The organism is Kitasatospora sp. NPDC005751 (assembly GCF_040630835.1).
In the GTDB taxonomy this organism is placed as follows: Bacteria; Actinomycetota; Actinomycetes; order Streptomycetales; family Streptomycetaceae; genus Kitasatospora.
Window position 1 is genome coordinate 22,308 of record NZ_JBEXYC010000044.1, and the last position, 18,073, is coordinate 40,380.

The 18,073-nt window shown below is 74.0% G+C and carries 14 protein-coding genes and 3 pseudogenes; 5 read left to right on the plus strand and 12 right to left on the minus strand.

Annotated features, from left to right (window positions below; all coding sequences use genetic code 11):
• Nucleotides 1-31: 31 nt before the first annotated feature.
• Nucleotides 32-1,498, minus strand: coding sequence for an MFS transporter (locus ABZ497_RS27920; RefSeq protein WP_359809150.1), 1,467 nt, complete (start codon nucleotides 1,496-1,498; stop codon nucleotides 32-34).
• Nucleotides 1,499-1,992: 494 nt separating this feature from the next.
• On the opposite strand from ABZ497_RS27920, the gene ABZ497_RS27925 reads away from it, so the two are divergent.
• The gene (locus tag ABZ497_RS27925; RefSeq protein WP_359809152.1) at nucleotides 1,993-2,157 is read left to right on the plus strand and encodes a hypothetical protein; all 165 of its coding nucleotides are present in this window, start codon (nucleotides 1,993-1,995) and stop codon (nucleotides 2,155-2,157) included.
• Nucleotides 2,158-2,208: 51 nt separating this feature from the next.
• Here ABZ497_RS27925 and ABZ497_RS27930 read toward each other — a convergent pair whose 3' ends face one another.
• The 3 genes from ABZ497_RS27930 to ABZ497_RS27940 all read right to left on the minus strand — a co-directional run bounded on the left by ABZ497_RS27930 (nucleotide 2,209) and on the right by ABZ497_RS27940 (nucleotide 5,816).
• A complete protein-coding gene (locus ABZ497_RS27930; RefSeq protein ID WP_359809154.1) occupies nucleotides 2,209-3,123 on the minus strand; it encodes a ribosome-inactivating family protein in 915 nt (304 codons plus the stop codon).
• Between the two features lie 204 nt (nucleotides 3,124-3,327).
• On the minus strand, nucleotides 3,328-4,833 hold the full coding sequence (locus ABZ497_RS27935; RefSeq protein WP_359809156.1) for an MFS transporter: 1,506 nt from the start codon (nucleotides 4,831-4,833) through the stop codon (nucleotides 3,328-3,330).
• A 149-nt stretch (nucleotides 4,834-4,982) separates the two neighbouring features.
• On the minus strand, nucleotides 4,983-5,816 hold the full coding sequence (locus tag ABZ497_RS27940; protein ID WP_359809158.1) for an EamA family transporter: 834 nt from the start codon (nucleotides 5,814-5,816) through the stop codon (nucleotides 4,983-4,985).
• Between the two features lie 128 nt (nucleotides 5,817-5,944).
• Here ABZ497_RS27940 and ABZ497_RS27945 point away from each other — a divergent pair, with 128 nt between their 5' ends.
• Entirely contained in the window at nucleotides 5,945-6,541 is a 597-nt protein-coding gene (locus ABZ497_RS27945; protein WP_359809160.1) for an XRE family transcriptional regulator, read from the plus strand.
• 58 nt (nucleotides 6,542-6,599) lie between these two features.
• On the opposite strand, the gene ABZ497_RS27950 is transcribed toward ABZ497_RS27945, so the two are convergent.
• From ABZ497_RS27950 to ABZ497_RS27960, 3 genes and pseudogenes are all read right to left on the minus strand, one after another.
• Complete coding sequence (locus ABZ497_RS27950) at nucleotides 6,600-7,100, minus strand: hypothetical protein (RefSeq protein WP_359809161.1); 501 nt, start codon at nucleotides 7,098-7,100, stop codon at nucleotides 6,600-6,602.
• Nucleotides 7,101-7,483: 383 nt separating this feature from the next.
• The gene (locus ABZ497_RS27955) at nucleotides 7,484-7,702 is read right to left on the minus strand and encodes a hypothetical protein (protein WP_359809163.1); all 219 of its coding nucleotides are present in this window, start codon (nucleotides 7,700-7,702) and stop codon (nucleotides 7,484-7,486) included.
• A gap of 415 nt (nucleotides 7,703-8,117) precedes the next feature.
• Nucleotides 8,118-8,953 (minus strand): annotated as a pseudogene (locus ABZ497_RS27960) (IS5 family transposase).
• A gap of 193 nt (nucleotides 8,954-9,146) precedes the next feature.
• On the opposite strand from ABZ497_RS27960, the gene ABZ497_RS27965 reads away from it, so the two are divergent.
• Together ABZ497_RS27965 and ABZ497_RS27970 are read left to right on the plus strand one after the other, a co-directional pair.
• The gene (locus ABZ497_RS27965) at nucleotides 9,147-9,806 is read left to right on the plus strand and encodes a class I SAM-dependent methyltransferase (protein WP_359809164.1); all 660 of its coding nucleotides are present in this window, start codon (nucleotides 9,147-9,149) and stop codon (nucleotides 9,804-9,806) included.
• 289 nt (nucleotides 9,807-10,095) lie between these two features.
• Entirely contained in the window at nucleotides 10,096-11,088 is a 993-nt protein-coding gene (locus ABZ497_RS27970; protein ID WP_359809166.1) for an aldo/keto reductase, read from the plus strand.
• Here the strand turns inward: ABZ497_RS27970 and ABZ497_RS27975 are convergent.
• From ABZ497_RS27975 to ABZ497_RS27990, 4 genes and pseudogenes are all read right to left on the minus strand, one after another.
• Nucleotides 11,078-12,052, minus strand: a complete 975-nt coding sequence (locus ABZ497_RS27975; protein WP_359809168.1) for a DUF916 domain-containing protein — start codon at nucleotides 12,050-12,052, stop codon at nucleotides 11,078-11,080. The genes ABZ497_RS27970 and ABZ497_RS27975 overlap by 11 nt on opposite strands.
• 62 nt (nucleotides 12,053-12,114) lie before the next feature.
• A pseudogene (locus ABZ497_RS27980) lies at nucleotides 12,115-12,627 on the minus strand (WxL domain-containing protein); the annotation flags it as partial.
• A gap of 27 nt (nucleotides 12,628-12,654) precedes the next feature.
• Nucleotides 12,655-14,166: pseudogene (locus ABZ497_RS27985) on the minus strand (RICIN domain-containing protein); the annotation flags it as partial.
• A 353-nt stretch (nucleotides 14,167-14,519) separates the two neighbouring features.
• Nucleotides 14,520-14,900 carry a hypothetical protein gene (locus ABZ497_RS27990; protein ID WP_359809169.1) on the minus strand — a complete coding sequence of 127 codons (381 nt, stop codon included), beginning with the start codon at nucleotides 14,898-14,900 and terminating at the stop codon, nucleotides 14,520-14,522.
• 363 nt (nucleotides 14,901-15,263) lie between these two features.
• Here ABZ497_RS27990 and ABZ497_RS27995 point away from each other — a divergent pair, with 363 nt between their 5' ends.
• Nucleotides 15,264-16,838 carry a peptidoglycan-binding protein gene (locus ABZ497_RS27995; protein ID WP_359809171.1) on the plus strand — a complete coding sequence of 525 codons (1,575 nt, stop codon included), beginning with the start codon at nucleotides 15,264-15,266 and terminating at the stop codon, nucleotides 16,836-16,838.
• Between the two features lie 31 nt (nucleotides 16,839-16,869).
• Here the strand turns inward: ABZ497_RS27995 and ABZ497_RS28000 are convergent, their stop codons facing one another.
• Nucleotides 16,870-18,000 (minus strand): heparin lyase I family protein, encoded by a 1,131-nt coding sequence (locus tag ABZ497_RS28000; protein WP_359809172.1) that lies wholly within the window; start codon nucleotides 17,998-18,000, stop codon nucleotides 16,870-16,872.
• Nucleotides 18,001-18,073 lie beyond the last annotated feature (73 nt).

Here is an 18,073-nt window from a genome sequence, read left to right on the forward strand (position 1 = left end):
TGGTGGCGGGTGGTCGGGGGCTGTGCGGTGGTCAGCGACCGGTCAGCGGGAACGGGACGGCCGTGGCCGCCGGGGCGCGGACCGGGCGGCGGGCCAGGTACCCGGCGAGCGCCGCGCTGACGGCGAGGACGAGGGCGGAGACGAGGAAGGCGGCCCGGTACCCGCTGGTGAGGGCTGCCGCGTGCGACGCGTGGCCGGCGGCGCCGGCGGTGACCGAACCGGCCAGGGTGGCCAGGGCGGCGAGGCCGATCGCGCCGCCGACCTGTCGGGTGGTGTTGACCAGGCCGCCGGCCAGGCCCGCGTCCTGCGGCGGGACGCCGTCCACGGCGAGCGCGGTGAGCTGGACGAAGGCGACGCTCAGACCGAGGCCGACCAGGACGCTCGGGCCGAGGATGTCGGCGAGGTAGCTTCCGTCCGCATTGATCCGTGACAGCCACAGCAGCCCGGCGGCCTCGGTGAGCAGCGCCGCGGTGACGGTCGCGGTGGCGCCGAGCCGCCGGGCGATCGGGGGCGCCAGCGACGCACCGATCATATTGGCTGCCGCGAGCGGGAGTTGGCCCGCGCCGGTGACCAGCGGCCCGGATCCGAGCACCTGTTGCTGGTAGAGCGGCAGGAAGAAGAACAGCGCGATCCACACCGATCCCAGCAGCGCCATCAGCAGGTTGCCCGCGGCGACCCGGCCGGTGGTGAGCAGTCGGCGCGGCACCAGCGCGTCGGGGCGGCCGCGTTCGACCACGACGAAGGCCGCGAACAGCGCCGCGGCCGCGCCGAGCGCGCCCAGCACCCGGGTGTCCGTCCAGCCGGCGCCGCGTGCGGTGGTCAGGCCCCAGACGAGGCAGGTCAGCGAGAGGGTGACGGTGGCGGTGCCCAGCAGGTCGAACCGCCCGGTCCGCGCGCCGGCCTCCGACGGCACGAGCACGGCGACGGCGGCCAGGACCAGCGCCGTGCCGAGCGCGACCGAGTGGAAGATCCAGGGCCAGCCCCAGGCCTGGGTGAGGACACCGCCCAGCAGGACGCCGCCCGCTCCCCCCGCGCCGGAGACCGCGCCCCACACGCCCAGCGCCCGGCCGCGCCCGGGTCCGGAGGGGAACTGGCCCATCGCCAGGGCGAGCGCGGCCGGCGCGATCGCGGCGGCGGCGAGGCCCTGCGCCGCGCGGGCGGCGATCAGTACGCCCGGGGTGCCGGCCAGGCCGGCCGCCAGCGAGGCCGCCACGAACAGCCCGAGGCCGGACATCAGCACCCGGCGGCGGCCGAGGAGGTCGCCCGCCCGGCCGCCGGCCAGGAGCAGCGCCCCGAAGGCCAGGCCGTAGGCGTTGACCACCCAGGTGGTCCCGCCGTCCGACAGGCCGACGCCGGTGCGGATCTGCGGGAGGGCCACGTTCACGATCGAGGTGGCGAGCATGACGGTGAACTGGGCCGCCGCGAGCGGCGCGAGGGCGGCCCCCGGCCGGGTGGCCCGGGGTCCGGCCCGGTCGGTGTGCGTGTGTGCATCGGTCATGGGCACAGACTCGTGCGGAGCGTTGTCCACTCTCCAGGGCCGGCGGGGGCGGGGACTGTTCACTCCTGTCCACCGCTGTCCACCCGGGCCGAGCCGCGGCCGGGCCCGGACCGGCGCCTGGGCAGGGGCGCTCCCGTCCGAGGTCACGCGGTCGCGTCCCCGCGGGCGGGGGCGCGGGAACGCGCGGGCACGGGAACGCGCGGGCGCGGGGATGACGTCGGACACCGCGATGGTCGGCGGGTATCCGCCAAGCTGTTCAGCCCCGGCGACCGCCGACCGCACCGGGATGGCGCGGCTAGGCCGCCTCCCCGGGGTGGCCGAGGTCATCCGGGCGAGCACCGCGCTGGCCCTGTACGGCGCCCTCGACGGACGCCCCGGCGGGCCCGGCGCCCCGGGTGGCCGCCCCGTGACGGCCGCCCTGCCGGGCCTCCCCCTCCCCCGCACAGTCCACGACGCCGACGTCCTGGTGATCGCCGCCGTCCATGGTGGGCGGGGTGGCGGCCGGACCGGCGCTGGGCAGGACCATCGAGCTCTTCGAGGTCCGGATGGTGCCGGTCGTCCTGTTCGTCCTGGCCGCGATCTGCCTGGCCGCCACCTGGTGGCTGACCGGGGCGACCGGGAAGGCCTCCGGCCGGAGCGCTACCGGATCGTCGTCCTGACGGCGGGTGACAGGACCCGGCGGGGCCCTGTCACCCTCGCTCGCGGCGGCCCTACAGCAGTGCCTCCGAGCCGTGCAGCTCCACGAAGCCGACGACCTGCCGGAGCCGGTCGAAGCTGGTGACGTTGTTCCCGATCAGCCGCACCGAGGCCGGCTGGCCCTGGCGCCAACTGTGCGCGGCCCGGGACAGCGCGCCCCACTGGTTCTCCATGTCGGCGTAGTCCCGGCTCAGCTGGTAGTTGGTGAACCCGTTGATGTTCCCGTAGACCCGGTTGAAGATCGGCCCGAAGCGAGCGGCTTCCGAGAGGATGGTGATGGCCATCAGCATGCCCCGGTCGACGCGCGTCTCGTCCCACTGCGAGACGGCGTGCAGGTCCCGCATCGCGTTGAAGATGTTGGTGGACCCGAGGTACAGGTTCTCCCGGGTGGACCCGCCGCCGATGGCGAGGTAGCTGCCGTTGCGCGGCATGAAGCGCACCTGCACGCCCAGGTCCTGCTGGAACTGCTGCTGGCGGCCGTCCTGGAAGGCCCAGTGCTGGTTGGCGCCGGGCGAGTAGAAGCCCGCGACGTAGAGGTTGTCGGCCCAGAGGTAGAGGGAGACGAGGTCGCTGCCCTCGTTCCGCACCCGCACCTGGATCAGCCGGTTGGTGTTGCGGGTGGTCTGCTGGACGAGACCGCTGTCGGCGTCGGTCGAGTCGCCGTAGCTGTTCCGGTGGATCGCGTCGATCAGGTTCCAGTAGCGATTGGCGTGTTCGCCCCGGCCTGAGGTGATGTCGGTGATGTCCCAGTCGATGATCGGCCAGTTCTGCAGCGCCGCCGCGCTGTTCCCGGCGGCGAGCCGAACCGGGCTCACCGCCGTCGCGGGTGCGTCGGTGACGGTCGCCGCGGCGGCCGTGCCGGCCAGGGGTGCCAGAATCGCGGTGGCGGCTGCGAGCGACAGCAGCCCCAGGTGGGTCCTCTTGAACACGGGTTCCTCATCGAGGGAGCGGGGCCGGCCGGTTGGGGCCGGCCCCGAGGCGGAAGGGTGGACGACGACGCCCGACCGGTGCCGCGGTCCTGGCGTCCCGATCAGCATGCGGGTCACTCCCACGACCCGTTTGCCGTCCCGTGCATGCCGGTCGACCTGTCCGCGCACGGCGGCCCGGCCACGTCCGCGCCCTCGGAGCAGCCGCTACCCGGCCGTCGCTTCGGCGGCGGACGTGCCCGTGCCCCGGTCCGCGACCCGGGCCCGGCGGATCCCCCAGCCCACGAGCAGCGCGGCCACGGCGGTCAGCGCGAGACCGGCGCAGCCGACCGCGTCCAGGAACCCCGCGGTCCGGTGGGCGTCCCGGTCCGGGGCGGCGAGGTCACCGGTGACGAGCGCCGCGAGAACGGTGCCGCCGACCGCGACGCCGACCGCGGCGGCGACCTCACCGGCGCTGTCCACCAGCGCCGCACCGACCGTCGTCCGGTTCCGGGGGAGGCCGCGCATCACGTTGGTGCCGGCGACGACACCGACCACGCGCATGCCGGCCGCGGCGAGGGCGAGCGCGACGGCGACCCACGGGTACCCGAAGCGGCCCAGCAGCCCGTAGACGGCCAGTCCGCACACCACCGCTCCGGCGCTCAGCCAGGCGGCCCGGTCGAGACCGACGCGCTTGATCAGCGGGCCGACGAGGGCACCGCCGGCGATGAGGACGACGACCTGCGGCAGCATCCCGAGCGCCGCCTGCGCCGGCGTCCAGCCCAGGTCGAGCTGCAGGTGCAGCGTCACCAGGTAGCCAAGCCCGGCGGTCGCGAGTCCGGCCGCGCCCTTGAAGGCCAGGCCGCTCGACACCAGCGGGCGGGCGACCAGTTCGAGGTCGAGGAGCGGGTGGCGGGCCGACCGCTCGCGGACCACGAAGAGGACCGCCGCCGCGGCCGCCACCGCCGAGGTCAGCCACGGGAGGGGCGAGCGGGCACCCAGCTCGACGAAGAGCGTCGGTGCGACCAGCGCCAGCACGACCGTCGCCGTGCCGAGCAGCGCGCCGGCGGCGTCGACCGGGTCGCGGTGCAGGTCGTCAGCCCGGTCCGCCGGGATGCCGCGCCGGATGCCGAGGTAGGCGAGCGCGGCGATCGGCACGTTGACCAGCAGCAGGGTCTGCCACGGGGCGACGGCGAGGACGAGACCGCCCGCCGTGGGTCCGATCGCGAGTCCGACCAGCCCCACCGTCGAGATGAGTGTCGTCGCACGGACGCGCAGGCCGTCCTCGTCGAACAGACGGAACGCCAGGGCGAGCGAGCCCGGCGTCGTCATCGCGGCCGCGATCCCCATCGCCGAGCGGACGGCGATCAGCTGCTCCACCGTGGTGACGAACGCGGTGGCCAGGCTCGCCGCACCGAGCAGCACCAGCCCGACCAGCATGACCCTGCGCCGGCCGACCCGGTCGGCCAGCGCCCCGAGGGCGAGCATGAGCCCGCCGAACACCACGGCGTACGCACTGGTGACCCACTGCAGGGCCGTCGCCGAGGCGGACAGCTCGCGCCCGATGGTGGGCAGGGCGACGTTGAGGACCGAGTTGTCGAGCATCTCGAAGAGGAACACGGCGGAGAGCCCGGCGAGGGCGGTCCAGGCCTCGCGGAGGGAGCGCGGCGAGCGGGGACGTTCGGCGGGGGCAGCGAGGCTCTCGGCGGCTTCACGGGGACGGCGGGTGGGCACGGCGCACTCCTTCGAGGTGAAGAAGTGGCGGCTCGTCGGAGACCGCGTATGTGCGCGAGTGGCTCGCGTTTTTACTCCCGGTGCCGCCACCGTAGCACGCGGCCCGGCGCCCCCGGCACGCTCGTCCGGCACCCCCGGGAGGCGGTCGGTCAGGTCAGCGCGAGCAGGCTGACGGCGACGGCCGCGGCTGCCAGCCCGACGAGTTGCAGGCGGTGGATCCGTTCGGCGAGCACGGCCCGGGCGAGCAGGACGGTGCCGGCCGGGTAGAGGGCGGTGATGACGGCGACGACGGCGAGGTCGCCGCTGCGGGCGGCGAGCAGGAACAGCAGGTTCGCCAGGGAGTCCAGCACCCCCGCGGCCGCCGACATCCCGTACGCGGGCCGTTCGCTGCCCAGCCGCCGGTACAGCAGGCCGGCCGCCGTAAGGGTGGCGGCCGAGGAGACGGCCCGGCCGGTGAGCAGCGGTGCCAGCCCGCTGTCGGAGGGCGCCTGGTGCAGACAGATCAGCTGCAGGGCGATGGCCGCGCCCGCGCCGAACGCGAGCAGCAGGGCGCCGCGCGAGGGCCGGACCGGGCCCTCGCTCCCGGCGCTCACCAGAACGACCGCGACCAGCGCGAGCGGCAGGCCGACCAGCCCGGCCGCGGAGAGCCGCTCCCCCTGCACCAGGCCGACCCCGACCGGCAGCACGGCGGACACCAGCGCGGTCACCGGCGACAACACGCTCATCGGGCCGATCGCCAGGGTCCGGTAGAGCAGCACGAACGCGGCGGCCGAGGCGATGCCGGAGGCGGCGCCCCAGCCGACGGCGGCGGCGCTGAACGAGGCGCCGAGGAAGGGCCACAGCAGGAGTTCGACCGCCAGGCTGGCGGGGGCCGCGATCATCACGGTGCGCAGGACGTGGGCCTTGCGGGCGCCCATACCGCCCAGGAAGTCGGCGCAGCCGTAGGCGAGGGAACTGCACAGGGCCAGCAGCAGAGCGGTCACAGCACGTCCTTCGGTGCACTTCGTTAATCAGTGGAACGACTTCACGGTACAACAGAATGACCCGGGTGGGTTACCGGAACGACCGCGGGGTACATTTGAGTGGACCGAGGGACGAGGAGTGGTAACCGGTGGTCGAGACAGCGGCGGCTCTGCGAACGGTGGCGCGCAACGTGAGGGCGGCCCGGCAGCGGGCCGGCCTCTCCCTGGAGGAACTCGGCCGCCGCGCCCAGGTCAGCAAGGGCGCCCTGGTAGGCCTGGAACGAGCACAGGGCAACCCCAATCTCGCCACCCTGGTGCGGCTGGCCGACACCCTCGGGATCTCGGTGTCCGCCCTCATGCAGGGCCCGTCCGAGGGGCGGGTCCGCGTCGTGGCGGCCGACGCGGTCGCCCCGCTGTGGACCGGCGAGCACGGCGGCTCCGCCCGGCTCATGCTGACCACCTCGGGCCCGGCCCCCGTCGAGGTCTGGCGCTGGCACCTCGAACCCGGCGAGGACTACCCCAGCCACCCGCACCAGGCCGGCGTCGTGGAGACCGTCAGCGTCACCGCGGGCCGGATGACCCTGGTCGTCGACGGCACCGAGCACACCGTCGAGGCCGGCCAGACCGCCACCTTCGACGGCGACGCCCCCCACACCTACCGCGCCTCGGACACCGGCCCCTGCGACCTGATCATGACCGTCCACCTCCCACCGGGCCCCACCCCGCCCGCCGGCGTGACCGCGTGAACCGGGGCACTCACCGGGATGCGGCACGGCGGTTCGCTCTGGCCGGGGCGTCCGCCTGTCACGTGGCGGTCGGCTGCGGGCTCATCGCACGCTCGTACAGCGCCTCCCGCGCCCGCTTGAGCAGTTCGGCGGCCTTCTTCCGCGACGCCTCCTCCGCCTTGTCGAGCGCGCTCGGGTAGTCCGCGGACATCTCCGAGCCCGCGCCGTAGTCGACGGTGACCGTCAACCGTAGATTTCCGTCGCAGAAGGCCGACCTGAAGCTCAGTTGGTCGACCGGCCCCGGGATGGTGTCGGTGAGCGGGTGCCGGACCGACGACTGGTAGCCCTCCTGGCCGAGCCCCCCGCCGTCGGTCGTCTCGAACTTCCGGGTCTCGGTCGGCTTTGGTCCGCCGAGCGGGGACCTCGCGATGTCCGCCTCGACCTCCAGCCAGTGGCAGCCGCGGGCCGCCTCGAAGACCGTCGCGTCGACGCTCACCCGCCAGTCCTCGGTCGCCGGACCGCCGTCGTAGCCGCAGCTGAGCGACGTGGACGGGTCGCTCGCGATCCCGTCGCTCGTCACCGGTATGGAGCTCCTCAGCTGCCCCGGCAGGCCGGGATCGCCCACTACGGCGCAGAGGTCGCCGACCGTGCGGTACCAACCGACTTGCTTCGCCTTGCTTTCACCACTGCCGCCCCCGCCGCCACACGCGCTGAGGAGAACGAGGCCGGCGGCCACCAGGGCGGCCGCGCCGGTAGGGGAGATTCGGTTTCGACTCGTCACCGCGCCAGGTTAGAGCCCCCGTCGAAGTCGCGGGCCGGAAAGCGTCAGCAGCACCCGTACCGGCTCCCATCGACTCTCCGGCACCTGCGCCCCGGTTCCGATCCTGGCCGGTGGCCGCCGGCGATCAGCTCCGGCACAACGGCCTGAAGCGGCGATGGGCCCGAGATCACGCGAGAGCACGCTCAGCGGGCCACCGTGGAGGGGGTGAAGTTCGGCTGCGGGGGGATGGTCATCGGGGGGAGGGTGATCACCGGGCCGATCGGGTGGCAGCCGTCCCAGCTGGGGAGTTGGAGGGGCGGGCAACTGGTCGGGGGCTTCGGGAGGGTCGGGGTGGGTCGCGGGCCGGGGCTCCACGCGGCGGGCGGGTTCTCCTGGTCCAGGGTCGGCGACGGGGCGGGCACGCGGGTCGGCGCCGGCTTCGGGGCGGCCGCGGTCTTCGAGGGGCGCGGCGGTGCGGCGACCGTGGACCGGGCCGGCGCCGGGGCTGCCGGGGGCTCGGTGGGCGCGGGGGTCCCGACCGGCGGCGGCGTGCTCGTGGCGGCGAGGACGACCTCCGTCGGCGGGGCGGGCTCCGAGGGCGTGGGGCTCGCCGAAGCGGTCGGGCTCGGCGAGGTGTCCGAGGCGCCGGAACCCACCGGGGACCCGGCCGGGACCGGATCGTGCGACCCGCGCAACGCCAGGCCCCCGGCACCGGCCAGGCCCAGGAGACACACCCCGGCGGCTATTACGCCGACGAGCCTCCGCCGGTTCACCGGCTTCGCGTCCTGCTCGTCCCTCTCGCCCTGCATTTCCGGCCCCACCTCTGTCTGAGAGTTCCTAACAAAGGCGTTGGACGTGGCGGTGGGTGATCAGGCAGGTGGCGAGGCCGAGGAAGGCCTCGTGGATGTCGTCGCGCCGTTCCCAGCGGATGCGCAGGCGGCGGAAGCCGTGGAGCCAGGCGATGGTCCGTTCGACGACCCAACGGTAGACGCCCAGGCCGGAACCGTGGGGCACTCCGCGGCGGGCGATCATCGGTTTGATGCCCTGCTTCCACACCAGTCGCCGGTACTTGTCGTGGTCGTAGCCGCGGTCGGCGAACAGGAGGTCGGGGCGGCGCCGGGGTCGGCCGACGAGGCCGGCCACGGCGGGAACCTTCGCCAGCAGGGGCAGCAGCTGGGTGACGTCGTTGCGGTTGCCGCCGGTCAGTGACACCGCGAGCGGGATGCCCTGGGCGTCGACGAGGACGTGGTGCTTGCTGCCCGGTCGTGCGCGGTCGACCGGGCTCGGTCCGCTTTTGGGCCCCTTCGGGCAGCCCGGACGTGGCTGGAGTCGATCACCGCCCGGGACCAGTCTAGGTGCCCAGCGGCCCGGAGCTTTCGCAAGAGGACCAGATGGAGCCGGTCCCACACGCCGGCCTCGTTCCAGGCGGCCAGGCGCCGCCAGCAGGTCATGCCCGAGCCGAAGCCGAGCTCCTGGGGCAGGTACTCCCACTGGATGCCGGTGTGCAGCACGAACAGGATCCCGCACAGCGCCTGCCGGTCCGGAACACGAGGTCGCCCCTGCTTCAGCTTCGGCGCCGGGCCGGGCAACAACGGCTCGATCAAGCCCCATAGTTCGTCCGACACGACCCACGGACGAGACTCCCTCTTCCCCACGGACGGACCAACGAGCACATCAACCGACAGTCACGCGACTACGACTTTTGTTAGGGCCTCTGATACAGCGTCTGAACTGCGCGGATCGTAGCAGCGGGCCCCGCAGCCGGAGAGGACTGGGACGGCGCCCCCACGCGAGGGCCTCCCGCGCGGTTTGCCGGATCGGCAACAGAACTGGCCCACCCGGTGGGCGGCGGGCGAGCGTGGGGGCATGACCGACGACATCGCAGCAACCTCGCCCGCGGGCGAGTACCTCGGGGACCCCGCCGTGCGGGCCGAGTGGGACGGCCGGTACGCCGACCGGCAGCAACTGTGGAGCGGCCGCCCCAACGGCGCGCTCGTGGCCGAGGTCGAAGGGCTCGCCCCCGGGCGGGTGCTGGACGTCGGCTGCGGCGAGGGCGCGGACGCCGTCTGGCTGGCGCGCGGAGGGTGGGACGTGACCGCGCTGGAGGTCTCCGGCGTGGCGCTGGAGCGGGCGGCCGGGCACGCCCGGGACGCCGGCGTCACCGTTCGCTGGGTGCACGCGGAACTGGTCGGGGCGGCGCTCCCGCCGGCCTCCTTCGACCTGGTCTCCGCGCAGTACCCGGCCCTGCTGCGCACCCCCGGCGCCGCGGCCGAGCGGGCGCTGCTCGCGGCCGTCGCACCCGGCGGCGTGCTCCTGCTCGTGCACCACGCGGGCATGGACACCCAGGAGGCGCGCGGGGGCGAGTTCGACCCCGCCGACTACGTCTGGCCCGCGATGGTCACCGCGCTCCTCGACGAGGACTGGCGGGTCGAGGTGGACGAGCAGCGGCCGCGCGTGGCGCCGGAGGGCGGCGCCGGCGCCCACCACACCGACGACCTGGTGCTCCGCGCCCGCCGGCTGCGCTGAACCCTCCCGACGCGACCGCTCCCGGCCATGGCACGACCGGCGAGAGGGGGACGCCCGCGTCGCGGCGTCTGTGCCGGGGGCGACCACCCGGTCACCCGGTGCCGCGAGTCCGTCGTGCGCGATATTTCGTGGTGGCGAGATTCGTCCGGCGAGGAGGGGGAGACCATGGTGAGCTGCTGCTCCGCCACGATCTCGCCGGGAGGCCCTGCCTCCATCCCTTTTCGACAACGTCCTTTTCAGGCAGGGGTGTTGGTTTCCTCCACCGGCATCCGCCTGAAAGGATGCCGATATGACCCATCACCCCGCGGAGCACCGCTACACGTCCATGTCCTACCGGCGGGCCGGCCGCAGCGGTGTGCTGCTCCCCGCCGTCTCGCTCGGCCTGTGGCACAACTTCGGTGACACCCAGCCGCTGGAGGTGCAGCGCGCGGTGCTGCGCCGGGCCTTCGACCGCGGTGTCACGCACTTCGACCTGGCGAACAACTACGGCCCGCCGTACGGCAGCGCGGAACGCAACTTCGGCCTGCTCTTCGCCCAGGACTTCAAGCCGTACCGGGACGAGCTGTTCATCGCGTCGAAGGCGGGCTACGACATGTGGCCAGGCCCGTACGGCGTCGGCGGGTCGCGCAAGTACCTGCTGGCGAGCCTGGACCAGTCGCTGGAGCGGATGGGTCTGGACTACGTCGACGTCTTCTACTCGCACCGCTACGACCCCGCGACGCCGCTGGAGGAGACGATGGGGGCGCTCGACCGGGCGGTGCGCTCCGGCCGGGCCCTGTACGCGGCGGTCTCCAACTACCCGGCCGCGCAGCACCGTGAGGCCGTGGAGATCCTGCGCGACCTGGGCACTCCGATGCTGATGAACCAGGTCAGGTACTCGATCCTGGACCGCGCCGCCGCCGAGGACGGCCTGCTGGACGCGGTCGGCGAGACGCGGACCAGTCTGATCGCGTTCTCCCCGCTGGCGCAGGGCCTGCTGACGGACCGCTACCTGTCCGGCGAGGTGCCGGCCGGCTCGCGGATGTCGGTCGGCCGCTTCCTCCGCGCGGAGGCGCTGACCGGGGAGAAGCTGGAGCAGCTGCGCTCACTGAACAAGATCGCCGAGCGGCGCGGCCAGACCCTGGCCCAGCTGGCGCTGTCCTGGGTGCTGCGGGACGAGCGGGTGGTCTCGGTGATCATCGGCGCGTCCAGCACCGCCCAGCTCGACCAGAACCTCGACGCGCTCGACGGCGGTCCGTTGACCGCCGAGGAGCTCGCCGAGATCGACCGGCTCAGTCGCTGACGCCCGCCGCCGGCCGCCCGCGGTGCCGGGCGGCCGGCCGCCGGCGGCGGCGCCGGGTGACCGCCACGGCGGTGCCGGCGGCGGCGAGGAGGAACAGGGCGCCGGCGAGCAGCCACGGCACCTGGGTGAAGTCGTCGGAGCCGGTGGCGGTGACGCCGTTCGCGGTGGCGGTGACGGTGACGTCGCCCCAGCCGGTGGGGGCGCCGGACCAGGCCTCGGTGACCTCGACCTGCTGCCCCGGAAGCAACTCGGCCGGCACGTTGGCCAGTTGCCGGCTGGCGGGACCGCCCGCGAACACCCCGCCGACGTACAGTTCGGCGCGGGGGTCGAGCTTCACGTTCCCGGTGTTGTGCAGGGTGTAGGAGACGGTCGAGTCGGTGCGGCCGGTCCAGGGCACCCGCGGGTTGTGCGCGGCGAACCGGACGTTCTCGACGGCGAGCGCCGGCCGCTCCGCGCCGTCGACGCGCAGGTAGATCCGGGCGCCGACGCCGCGCTGGATGCCGATGAAGGAGCCGGCCGCGGTCGGCACGCGATCGTCGACGGCGACCAGGGCGCCCACGTGGTCCCCGGGCGAGGCGTCGGCGGGCACGGTCAGGGTGAGGCCGACCGGCAGGGCGGAGCGGGCCGGGACGGTGACGACGTCCCGCTCCGGCTTCCCCCAGGCCCCGACGTCGTGCTGGGCCTCCTCGCGGCCGCGCACCGCCAGACCGCCGTCGCGCTCGGTGTTGTAGGCGTCGGCGACGTAGAGGTGCAGGGTCAGCGGTCCGTCGGTGGTGTTGGTGACGACGGCGCGGTCGGTGAAGGTCGCGCCGGGCTGCGCCGAGAGCTGGAACGCCGCGCGCGGTGTGATCACCGAGTCCGCCGGCTTGACCGACCATTCGCCGTTGTCGGCGGCGTGGGCCTGGGTGGGGAGGAGGGCCAGCAGGCCGAGGAGGAGAACGGTGACGACGGGTGCTCTGCGCATGGCGGACCAGCTTTCGGGGTGCCGCGGGCCGGACGCCTCAGGCGTCCGGCCCGCGAGCACGGTCACAGGAGGGTGAGGGTGAGCGTTCCGGAGTAGTTGCCGACGGGGGTGAACTTCGCGATGTCCAGGGACACGGCGGCCCCCGCGGTGAACTCGCCACCGGTCAGCGCGGCGTCGGTGACGGACGCCAGGGTGGCGCCGGCCTTGCCGATGGTCCCGGGGCTGCCCGCCTGGCAGGAGCTCGGGCTGTCGGCCTTGGTGGCGCAGCTGGGGGTCCAGCTCAGCCGTTCGGCGTCGATCCTGCCGCGCGGCCCGGTGAAGTCGGTGACCTTGCCGGTGAGCGACCAGCCAGCGGTGCCGCCGCGGAAGTCCTTCACGGTCACGGTGTTCAGGGAGCCGGTCGAGGGCGCGCCCGAGCCGAAGGCCACCGCCGGGAGGCGGACGGCGTCGGTCGCGGCGGCCATCGAGAGCACGCCGGCGTCGACCGAGGTGCTGATCTGCTGGTCCACCGTGCCGGGGGTGCCGGTACCGGGGTCGGTCGGGTGGGTCGGGTCCGTCGGGTCGGTGGGGCCGGTCGGGTCGGTCGGAGCGCCGGCGACGGCGACCTTCCAGTCCTGGCCGGGGCTGCCGTCGCAGTCCGACTGGACCAGCTTGGCACCCGGCGCCAGGGATCCGCCCTGGAGGTCCAGGCACTTGTTGCTGTGCTTCACGATGATGCGGACCGGACCCTCGGCCGGGCCCTCGAAGCGCCAGCGCTGGTTGTTGCCCGAGCCGCAGTCGTACTGCTTGACCTCGGCGCCGTCGGCGGTCGAGTTGTCCGCCACGTCGAGGCACTTGCCGCTGTGCTGGGCGAGCACCCGGACGTAGCCGTTGTCGTTGTTGGTGAACCGCCACTCGCTGTTCAGTCCGCCGTCACAGGCGCCCTGGACCACCGGCACGTTGTTGTCGGAGAGGCTGTCGGCCACGCTCGCGCAGAGACCGCCGGCCTTGTTGGTGAGCGTGTTGAGGGGGTCGCCGCCGGAGCCGGCCACCCGGCCGGTCGCCGTGTCGATCGAGACCTCGGGGTACCACGGGAGGTCCATCGTGGTGGCGGTCGGGAACTGCAGCGGCAGCCAGACGTAGGTGGAGTCGTTGACCCGGTTCGGGTTGGCCCCCTTGCCCGCCCACCGGTCGCCCAGGTAGAGGAAGGAGGTGGTCTCACTGCCCTCGACCGGCAGCACGAACGCCGTCTGCGAGCCGTGGCCGTAGTTGTCGCCGACGTCCTTCATCTCCGTCCACGGCCCGGTCGGGCTCGGGGCGGTGGCGTACTTCTGCTGGTTCGGGTCCCAGTAGCTGGTACCGGAGGTCAGCATGAAGTACACGTCCCCGCGCTTGAACATCGCCGGAGACTCGCGGTGCCGGCCCGGCCAGGGGTTCGCCGGGACGCCCGTCACCTGGGTGTAGTCGTCGTTCAGCTGATAGATCATCAGGTCGGCGTTGTTGTTCGCCGAGGAGATCATGTACGCCTTGCCCGTGCCCGGGTCCTCGAAGGCGGTGGTGTCCCGCGACATGTACTCGTTGCCCTCGGCGTCCTTCGGGCGGAACGAGCCCTTCCACTGGTACGGGCCGTCCACCGTCGAGGAGACCGCCACGGCTGCCCGGGCCTCGCCGTAGGAGTCGTCGGCCTCCTTGTGCATCCACATGACGAACTGCTTCGTCTTGGCGTTGTACAGGACCTTCGGACGCTCGATCAGCGCGTCCTTCAGCTCCGGGTCGGTCTCCTGGGTGAGCACGTGGCCCCGGGGCTCCCAGGTCTTCAGGTCCGTGGAGCGGTACGCCGACACGTAGCGGAACTTGTTGTCCTCGCCGCGGTCCTCACCGAACCAGTAGTAGTAGGCGTCGACCTTGATCACGCCGCCACCGTGGGCCTGCACCCCCGCTCCGGTGGTGTCCGGGAACTGGGTGCCTGCGGTGGCGGTGACCGGCGCGGCCTGGGCCGGTGACGGCCCCGCGATCACAGCCAGGAGCAGGCCGAGAAGGCCTGCGAGAACGGATCCCACTCTTTTCATACGGGTTCCTCGATGTCGCCCGCGCTCGTCCTGACCTCCGGGTCCAGCCACCGGAGCGCTGTTCATTACTGAACAGAATCAAACGTGATTACGCGGAATTCAACAGATGGGGGACCCTCAGGCTTACCGAGCGCGTCCAACAAGTCAACACGTCGAAACATTACTGATACCTGGCGGCCATCCTCCGGTGACTTCGGCGGAGGCGATCACCAGCGGTCACCAGCCCCATCCGCCCCGCCCCTGGCCCCCGCCGTGTTCCGTCTCCGCCATGCCGTACTCCCGGCGCCGCTCACCGCCCCACCGGGTCGGTGACGACGGTCGGGCCGCTGAACACCGCCAAAGTACAGCCGCCGCCGGACGCGGTCGCTCCTACGCCGTCAGGGGACGGCGACCGGCTCGGGAGCCTCGTTCCTACTCCGTCAGGGGACGGCGACCAGCTCGGGGGCCTCGTTCCAGAACGAGGGGCGCGGTATCTCGACGACCCGACACCCGGCCTCCTCCAGCCTGCGGACGGCCGCGCCGGCCTCCGCGTCGTCCAGGGAGAACACGAAGGGGCCGGGGATCAGCACGGTGGTGCACAGACCCTCCTCGACGGCGCGGGTCAGATCGGCCAGCGCCGTCAGGTCGTCGGTCGAGCGCCGGCCGTTGTCCATGAAGACGGTCGCGTCGCCCAGCCCGGATTCGGCGGAGTAGCGGGCGAGGAGCCGCCAGTAGTCCAGCAGGTACACCGTGTCGTACGGGTAGCAGCGCAGGTAGCTGGCGGTGGAGCGGCTCGCGACCGGCCGGATGCGGTGGGTCATGGTGTTCTTCCCTCTCGGACGTCGCCCGCTCACTGCGCGGGCGGTACTCCTGGACCCAGCAAAGGTCGGAGGCGGGGGCGGGGCCCAGCGCCGAGGCCACCCAACTTCCCCCGAATGCGCCGAACCGTAGGTACCCGCCCCTGGAGTCATGGGTAGTCGGGGGCGTCCCGGGCCCGCGGGTCCGTACGTCCGTGACCGGGTGTGCGGGGGCGGCGGAGCCGCCTCCTCCCGCGTCGGATCACGATCGGGTAACAGGGCGGGACGGCGGCGCCGATCCCGACTCCAACGTTCACAACGCCTCCGGGAGCGGCAGGCTCGCGGGCCGTCCGCGACCGCCGCCGGTCGACCTCACCGAGGACCCTCATGTCACCTTCCCTCGCCTCACTCACCGACGCGGAGCTCGGCGAGCTCCTGCTCTCCGGCTCCGCCCGGCGGACCGCCACCCGGGAGCTGACGCGCCGCTACGGCGACCTGGTGCTCGCCTACGCGGGCACGCTGTGCGCGACCCCCCGGGCGGCGCACGGCCTCGCGGAGGAGGTCCTCGACCGGGCGCTCGACGCCCCGCACCGGGACCGGCTCCCCGGTGGCTCCTGGAGCTGCCTGCTGCTCGGCGAGGCGCGCCTGATCGCCGCCGGGTGGGCCGCCGCGGGGCGGGGTGACGACCTGTCACCCGGCTTCCGCGCCTGGCTGTCCGTGCGCCGGGCACCGCAGCAGGACCCCCGTGACGTCGTCGCCACCGTCGAGGGGAGCAGTCCGCTGCTGGCTGCGCTGGGGCAGCTCCCGGACCTCCCCGCCATGGAACTGTGGCGCGCCCTCGCGGCGGACCCGGCCACGGTCCCGACTCCCGCGCCGGCGGCCCGCCGAAGGCTCGCCGACGCGTACATCCGGGCGCACGCCCTCGGGGCGCCCGAGCGGCAGTGCCGGCACCTCGCGGCCCTGCTGGGGGAGACGGCCGCGACCGACGCGCCGACTCCCGTCGAACTCGCCGCCCATCTGCCGCTCTGCGACCGCTGTCACCGGGCGATGACCGACCTGCGGGCCGTCCGCCGCTGGGAGGCCGGTCACCTGAGCGAGGGCCTGCTGGCCCGGTTCCGCCCGGTGTCCGCCGATCACCGGGCGACCACCGCCCCGGTGGGCCCGGGGCCGGACCACGTGCGGGTGGCGCCCCGGGAGGAGCCGCCGGTGGAGATCGTCATCGGCCCCGCCCACCGCCGGACCGGACCGAACCGCCACCTCGCCCGCCGGCGCCTCGCGATCGGCGCCGCGGGCATCGGCACGGTCGCGCTGGCCCTCGGGCTGGCGATGGCCGAACCGCCGTCGAGCCGGGTCACCGGGTCGCCGACGCCCGACGGGACCTCGGCCACCGTCCTGGACACGATCGCGCCGGACCCGACGGATCCGAGTGCCGCACCGGTGCCCCCGGCCCGCGAGTCGCCGTCGGCCCGGCCCACCGCGGCAGCGACCCCGAGCAGGTCCAGGACCGTACCGGCGACGCCCTCGTCCGCCCCCGCGCTCGCTCCCCCGGCGACCGTCCCCGGGCCGACGGCGGGCCGGCCGACGACCGCCGGCGCACCGGCCCCGGTGAGCACGCCCAGCACACCGGCCGCGGCACCGACGCCACCGGTCGCCCCGGCCCCGACCGCCTCGCCGTCCGCCCCGACGCCACCGCCCGCCCGGCCGCTCCGACGGGGCGACAGCGGGCCGGAGGTGACGGCACTGCAGCGACTGCTGATCAGGGCCGGGTGCACGCCGGAGCCGGGATTCGTGCAGGGGCGCTTCGACGCCGTCACCGAGCGCATGCTGACCGGATTCCAGCAGGCCGCCGGCATCCGCGGCGACGAGCGCAGCTTCTCCGTCTTCGGCGACCGGACCAGGGCCGCCCTCGAACAGCCGGCCGCCGGGCCCCGGTGCCGGCCCGGGCCGGCGGCCCAGGGCTGACGGCCGGTGGCCCGGGGCCCGGCGGCGCCGCTCACCGCCGCCTGCGCCGGCCGGTCCCCCGGTGACGGCGGCGGACCACCCCGCCGACGCACGCGAGGGCGGTGAACGCGGTCGCGCCGCCGATCCACGCGGCGGTGGGCGACGGCTCCTCGGCCGGGGCGGCCGTCGTCCCGACCGAGACCGGCAGCGCGGCCTCGGCCTCGGCGCGGGTCATCGCGTCGTCCGGCTCCGGCGACGACTGCGAGGCGGGGGCCGCCGTTTCGCCGGAGGGCGTCGGGCTCGGGGTCGCCGTCGGAGCGGCGGTGGGCGAGGGCGAGGGCTTCGGCGAGGCCGTCGGAGCGGGTGCGGACGGCGCAGCGGTGACGGATTCCGGCGGTGGCGTGGTCCTCGCCACCGGGGAGGGCGGCGCGGCGGCGCCCGCGGTCACGTCCGTGATCGAGACGTCGTCGACGTACAGGACGGCGTCGGGGCCGCCGACGGAGTGCGTCACCTTCTTCTCCGGCCGCCAGGTCGGGCGGTAGATCCCGATCCGGAAGTGCGGTGCCTCCCCTCGGTGGTAGTTGTTCTCCCCGGTGTGCGATCCGACCTTCACGCCGTCCCGGACCACCACGACGGAGCCGGGCGACGACGGGGTCGACCAGGTGATGTCGACGACCCACCGGTTCCAGTGGCCGAACTGCACCGTCCCGAGCGGGACGACCGTCTCCCGGACCTCCACCCCCTCCAGCCAGTGCACCTTCAGCAGCCAGGCCTGGCCGTTCAGCGAGAGTGCGACGACGGGCTTCACCCCGTCGTTGTCGTCCCCCTGCGTGCTGAACCACTGGGCGACGATGGTGCCGAAGTCCTCACGGGGCCAGTCGTTCGGCAGGTAGTTGCCGAAGGAGAAGCGATGACTTCCCGCACCGAGGTTCTTCATCACCAGCTCGGTCTTGAACGAGCGCCCGTCGTTGGGCACGTTGAACCGCGCGGCCCGTCCCGAGCCGCCGGCCGGCGCGGGGACGGCGGAGACCCGGCCGAAGCCGTTGAGCGCCATGTAGGGCCAGCCGTCGGAGGATTCGAAATCGTAGGCCACCGACGCGGCGGCGGCCTCCGGCGCACCGACGAGGCCGACGGCCACCAGGGCCGTGAGCACGGCACCGGCCAGATTCGGACGAGATAGCACGATGATTCCTGTCCTGTCAGGGCGTTCGACGTTGTCCGTCCCGGGGACGGCTCGGGGCCGTCCCCGGGCCGGC

Excerpts from the sequence above, each read along its gene's own strand:
- ABZ497_RS27990 (WP_359809169.1), bottom strand. The coding sequence starts at position 14,900 with ATGACCCACCGCATCCGGCCGGTCGCGAGCCGCTCCACCGCCAGCTAC.
- ABZ497_RS27995 (WP_359809171.1), top strand. The coding sequence starts at position 15,264 with ATGTCACCTTCCCTCGCCTCACTCACCGACGCGGAGCTCGGCGAGCTC.
- ABZ497_RS27970 (WP_359809166.1), top strand. The coding sequence starts at position 10,096 with ATGACCCATCACCCCGCGGAGCACCGCTACACGTCCATGTCCTACCGG.
- ABZ497_RS27920 (WP_359809150.1), bottom strand. The coding sequence starts at position 1,498 with ATGACCGATGCACACACGCACACCGACCGGGCCGGACCCCGGGCCACC.
- ABZ497_RS27965 (WP_359809164.1), top strand. The coding sequence starts at position 9,147 with ATGACCGACGACATCGCAGCAACCTCGCCCGCGGGCGAGTACCTCGGG.
- ABZ497_RS27975 (WP_359809168.1), bottom strand. The coding sequence starts at position 12,052 with ATGCGCAGAGCACCCGTCGTCACCGTTCTCCTCCTCGGCCTGCTGGCC.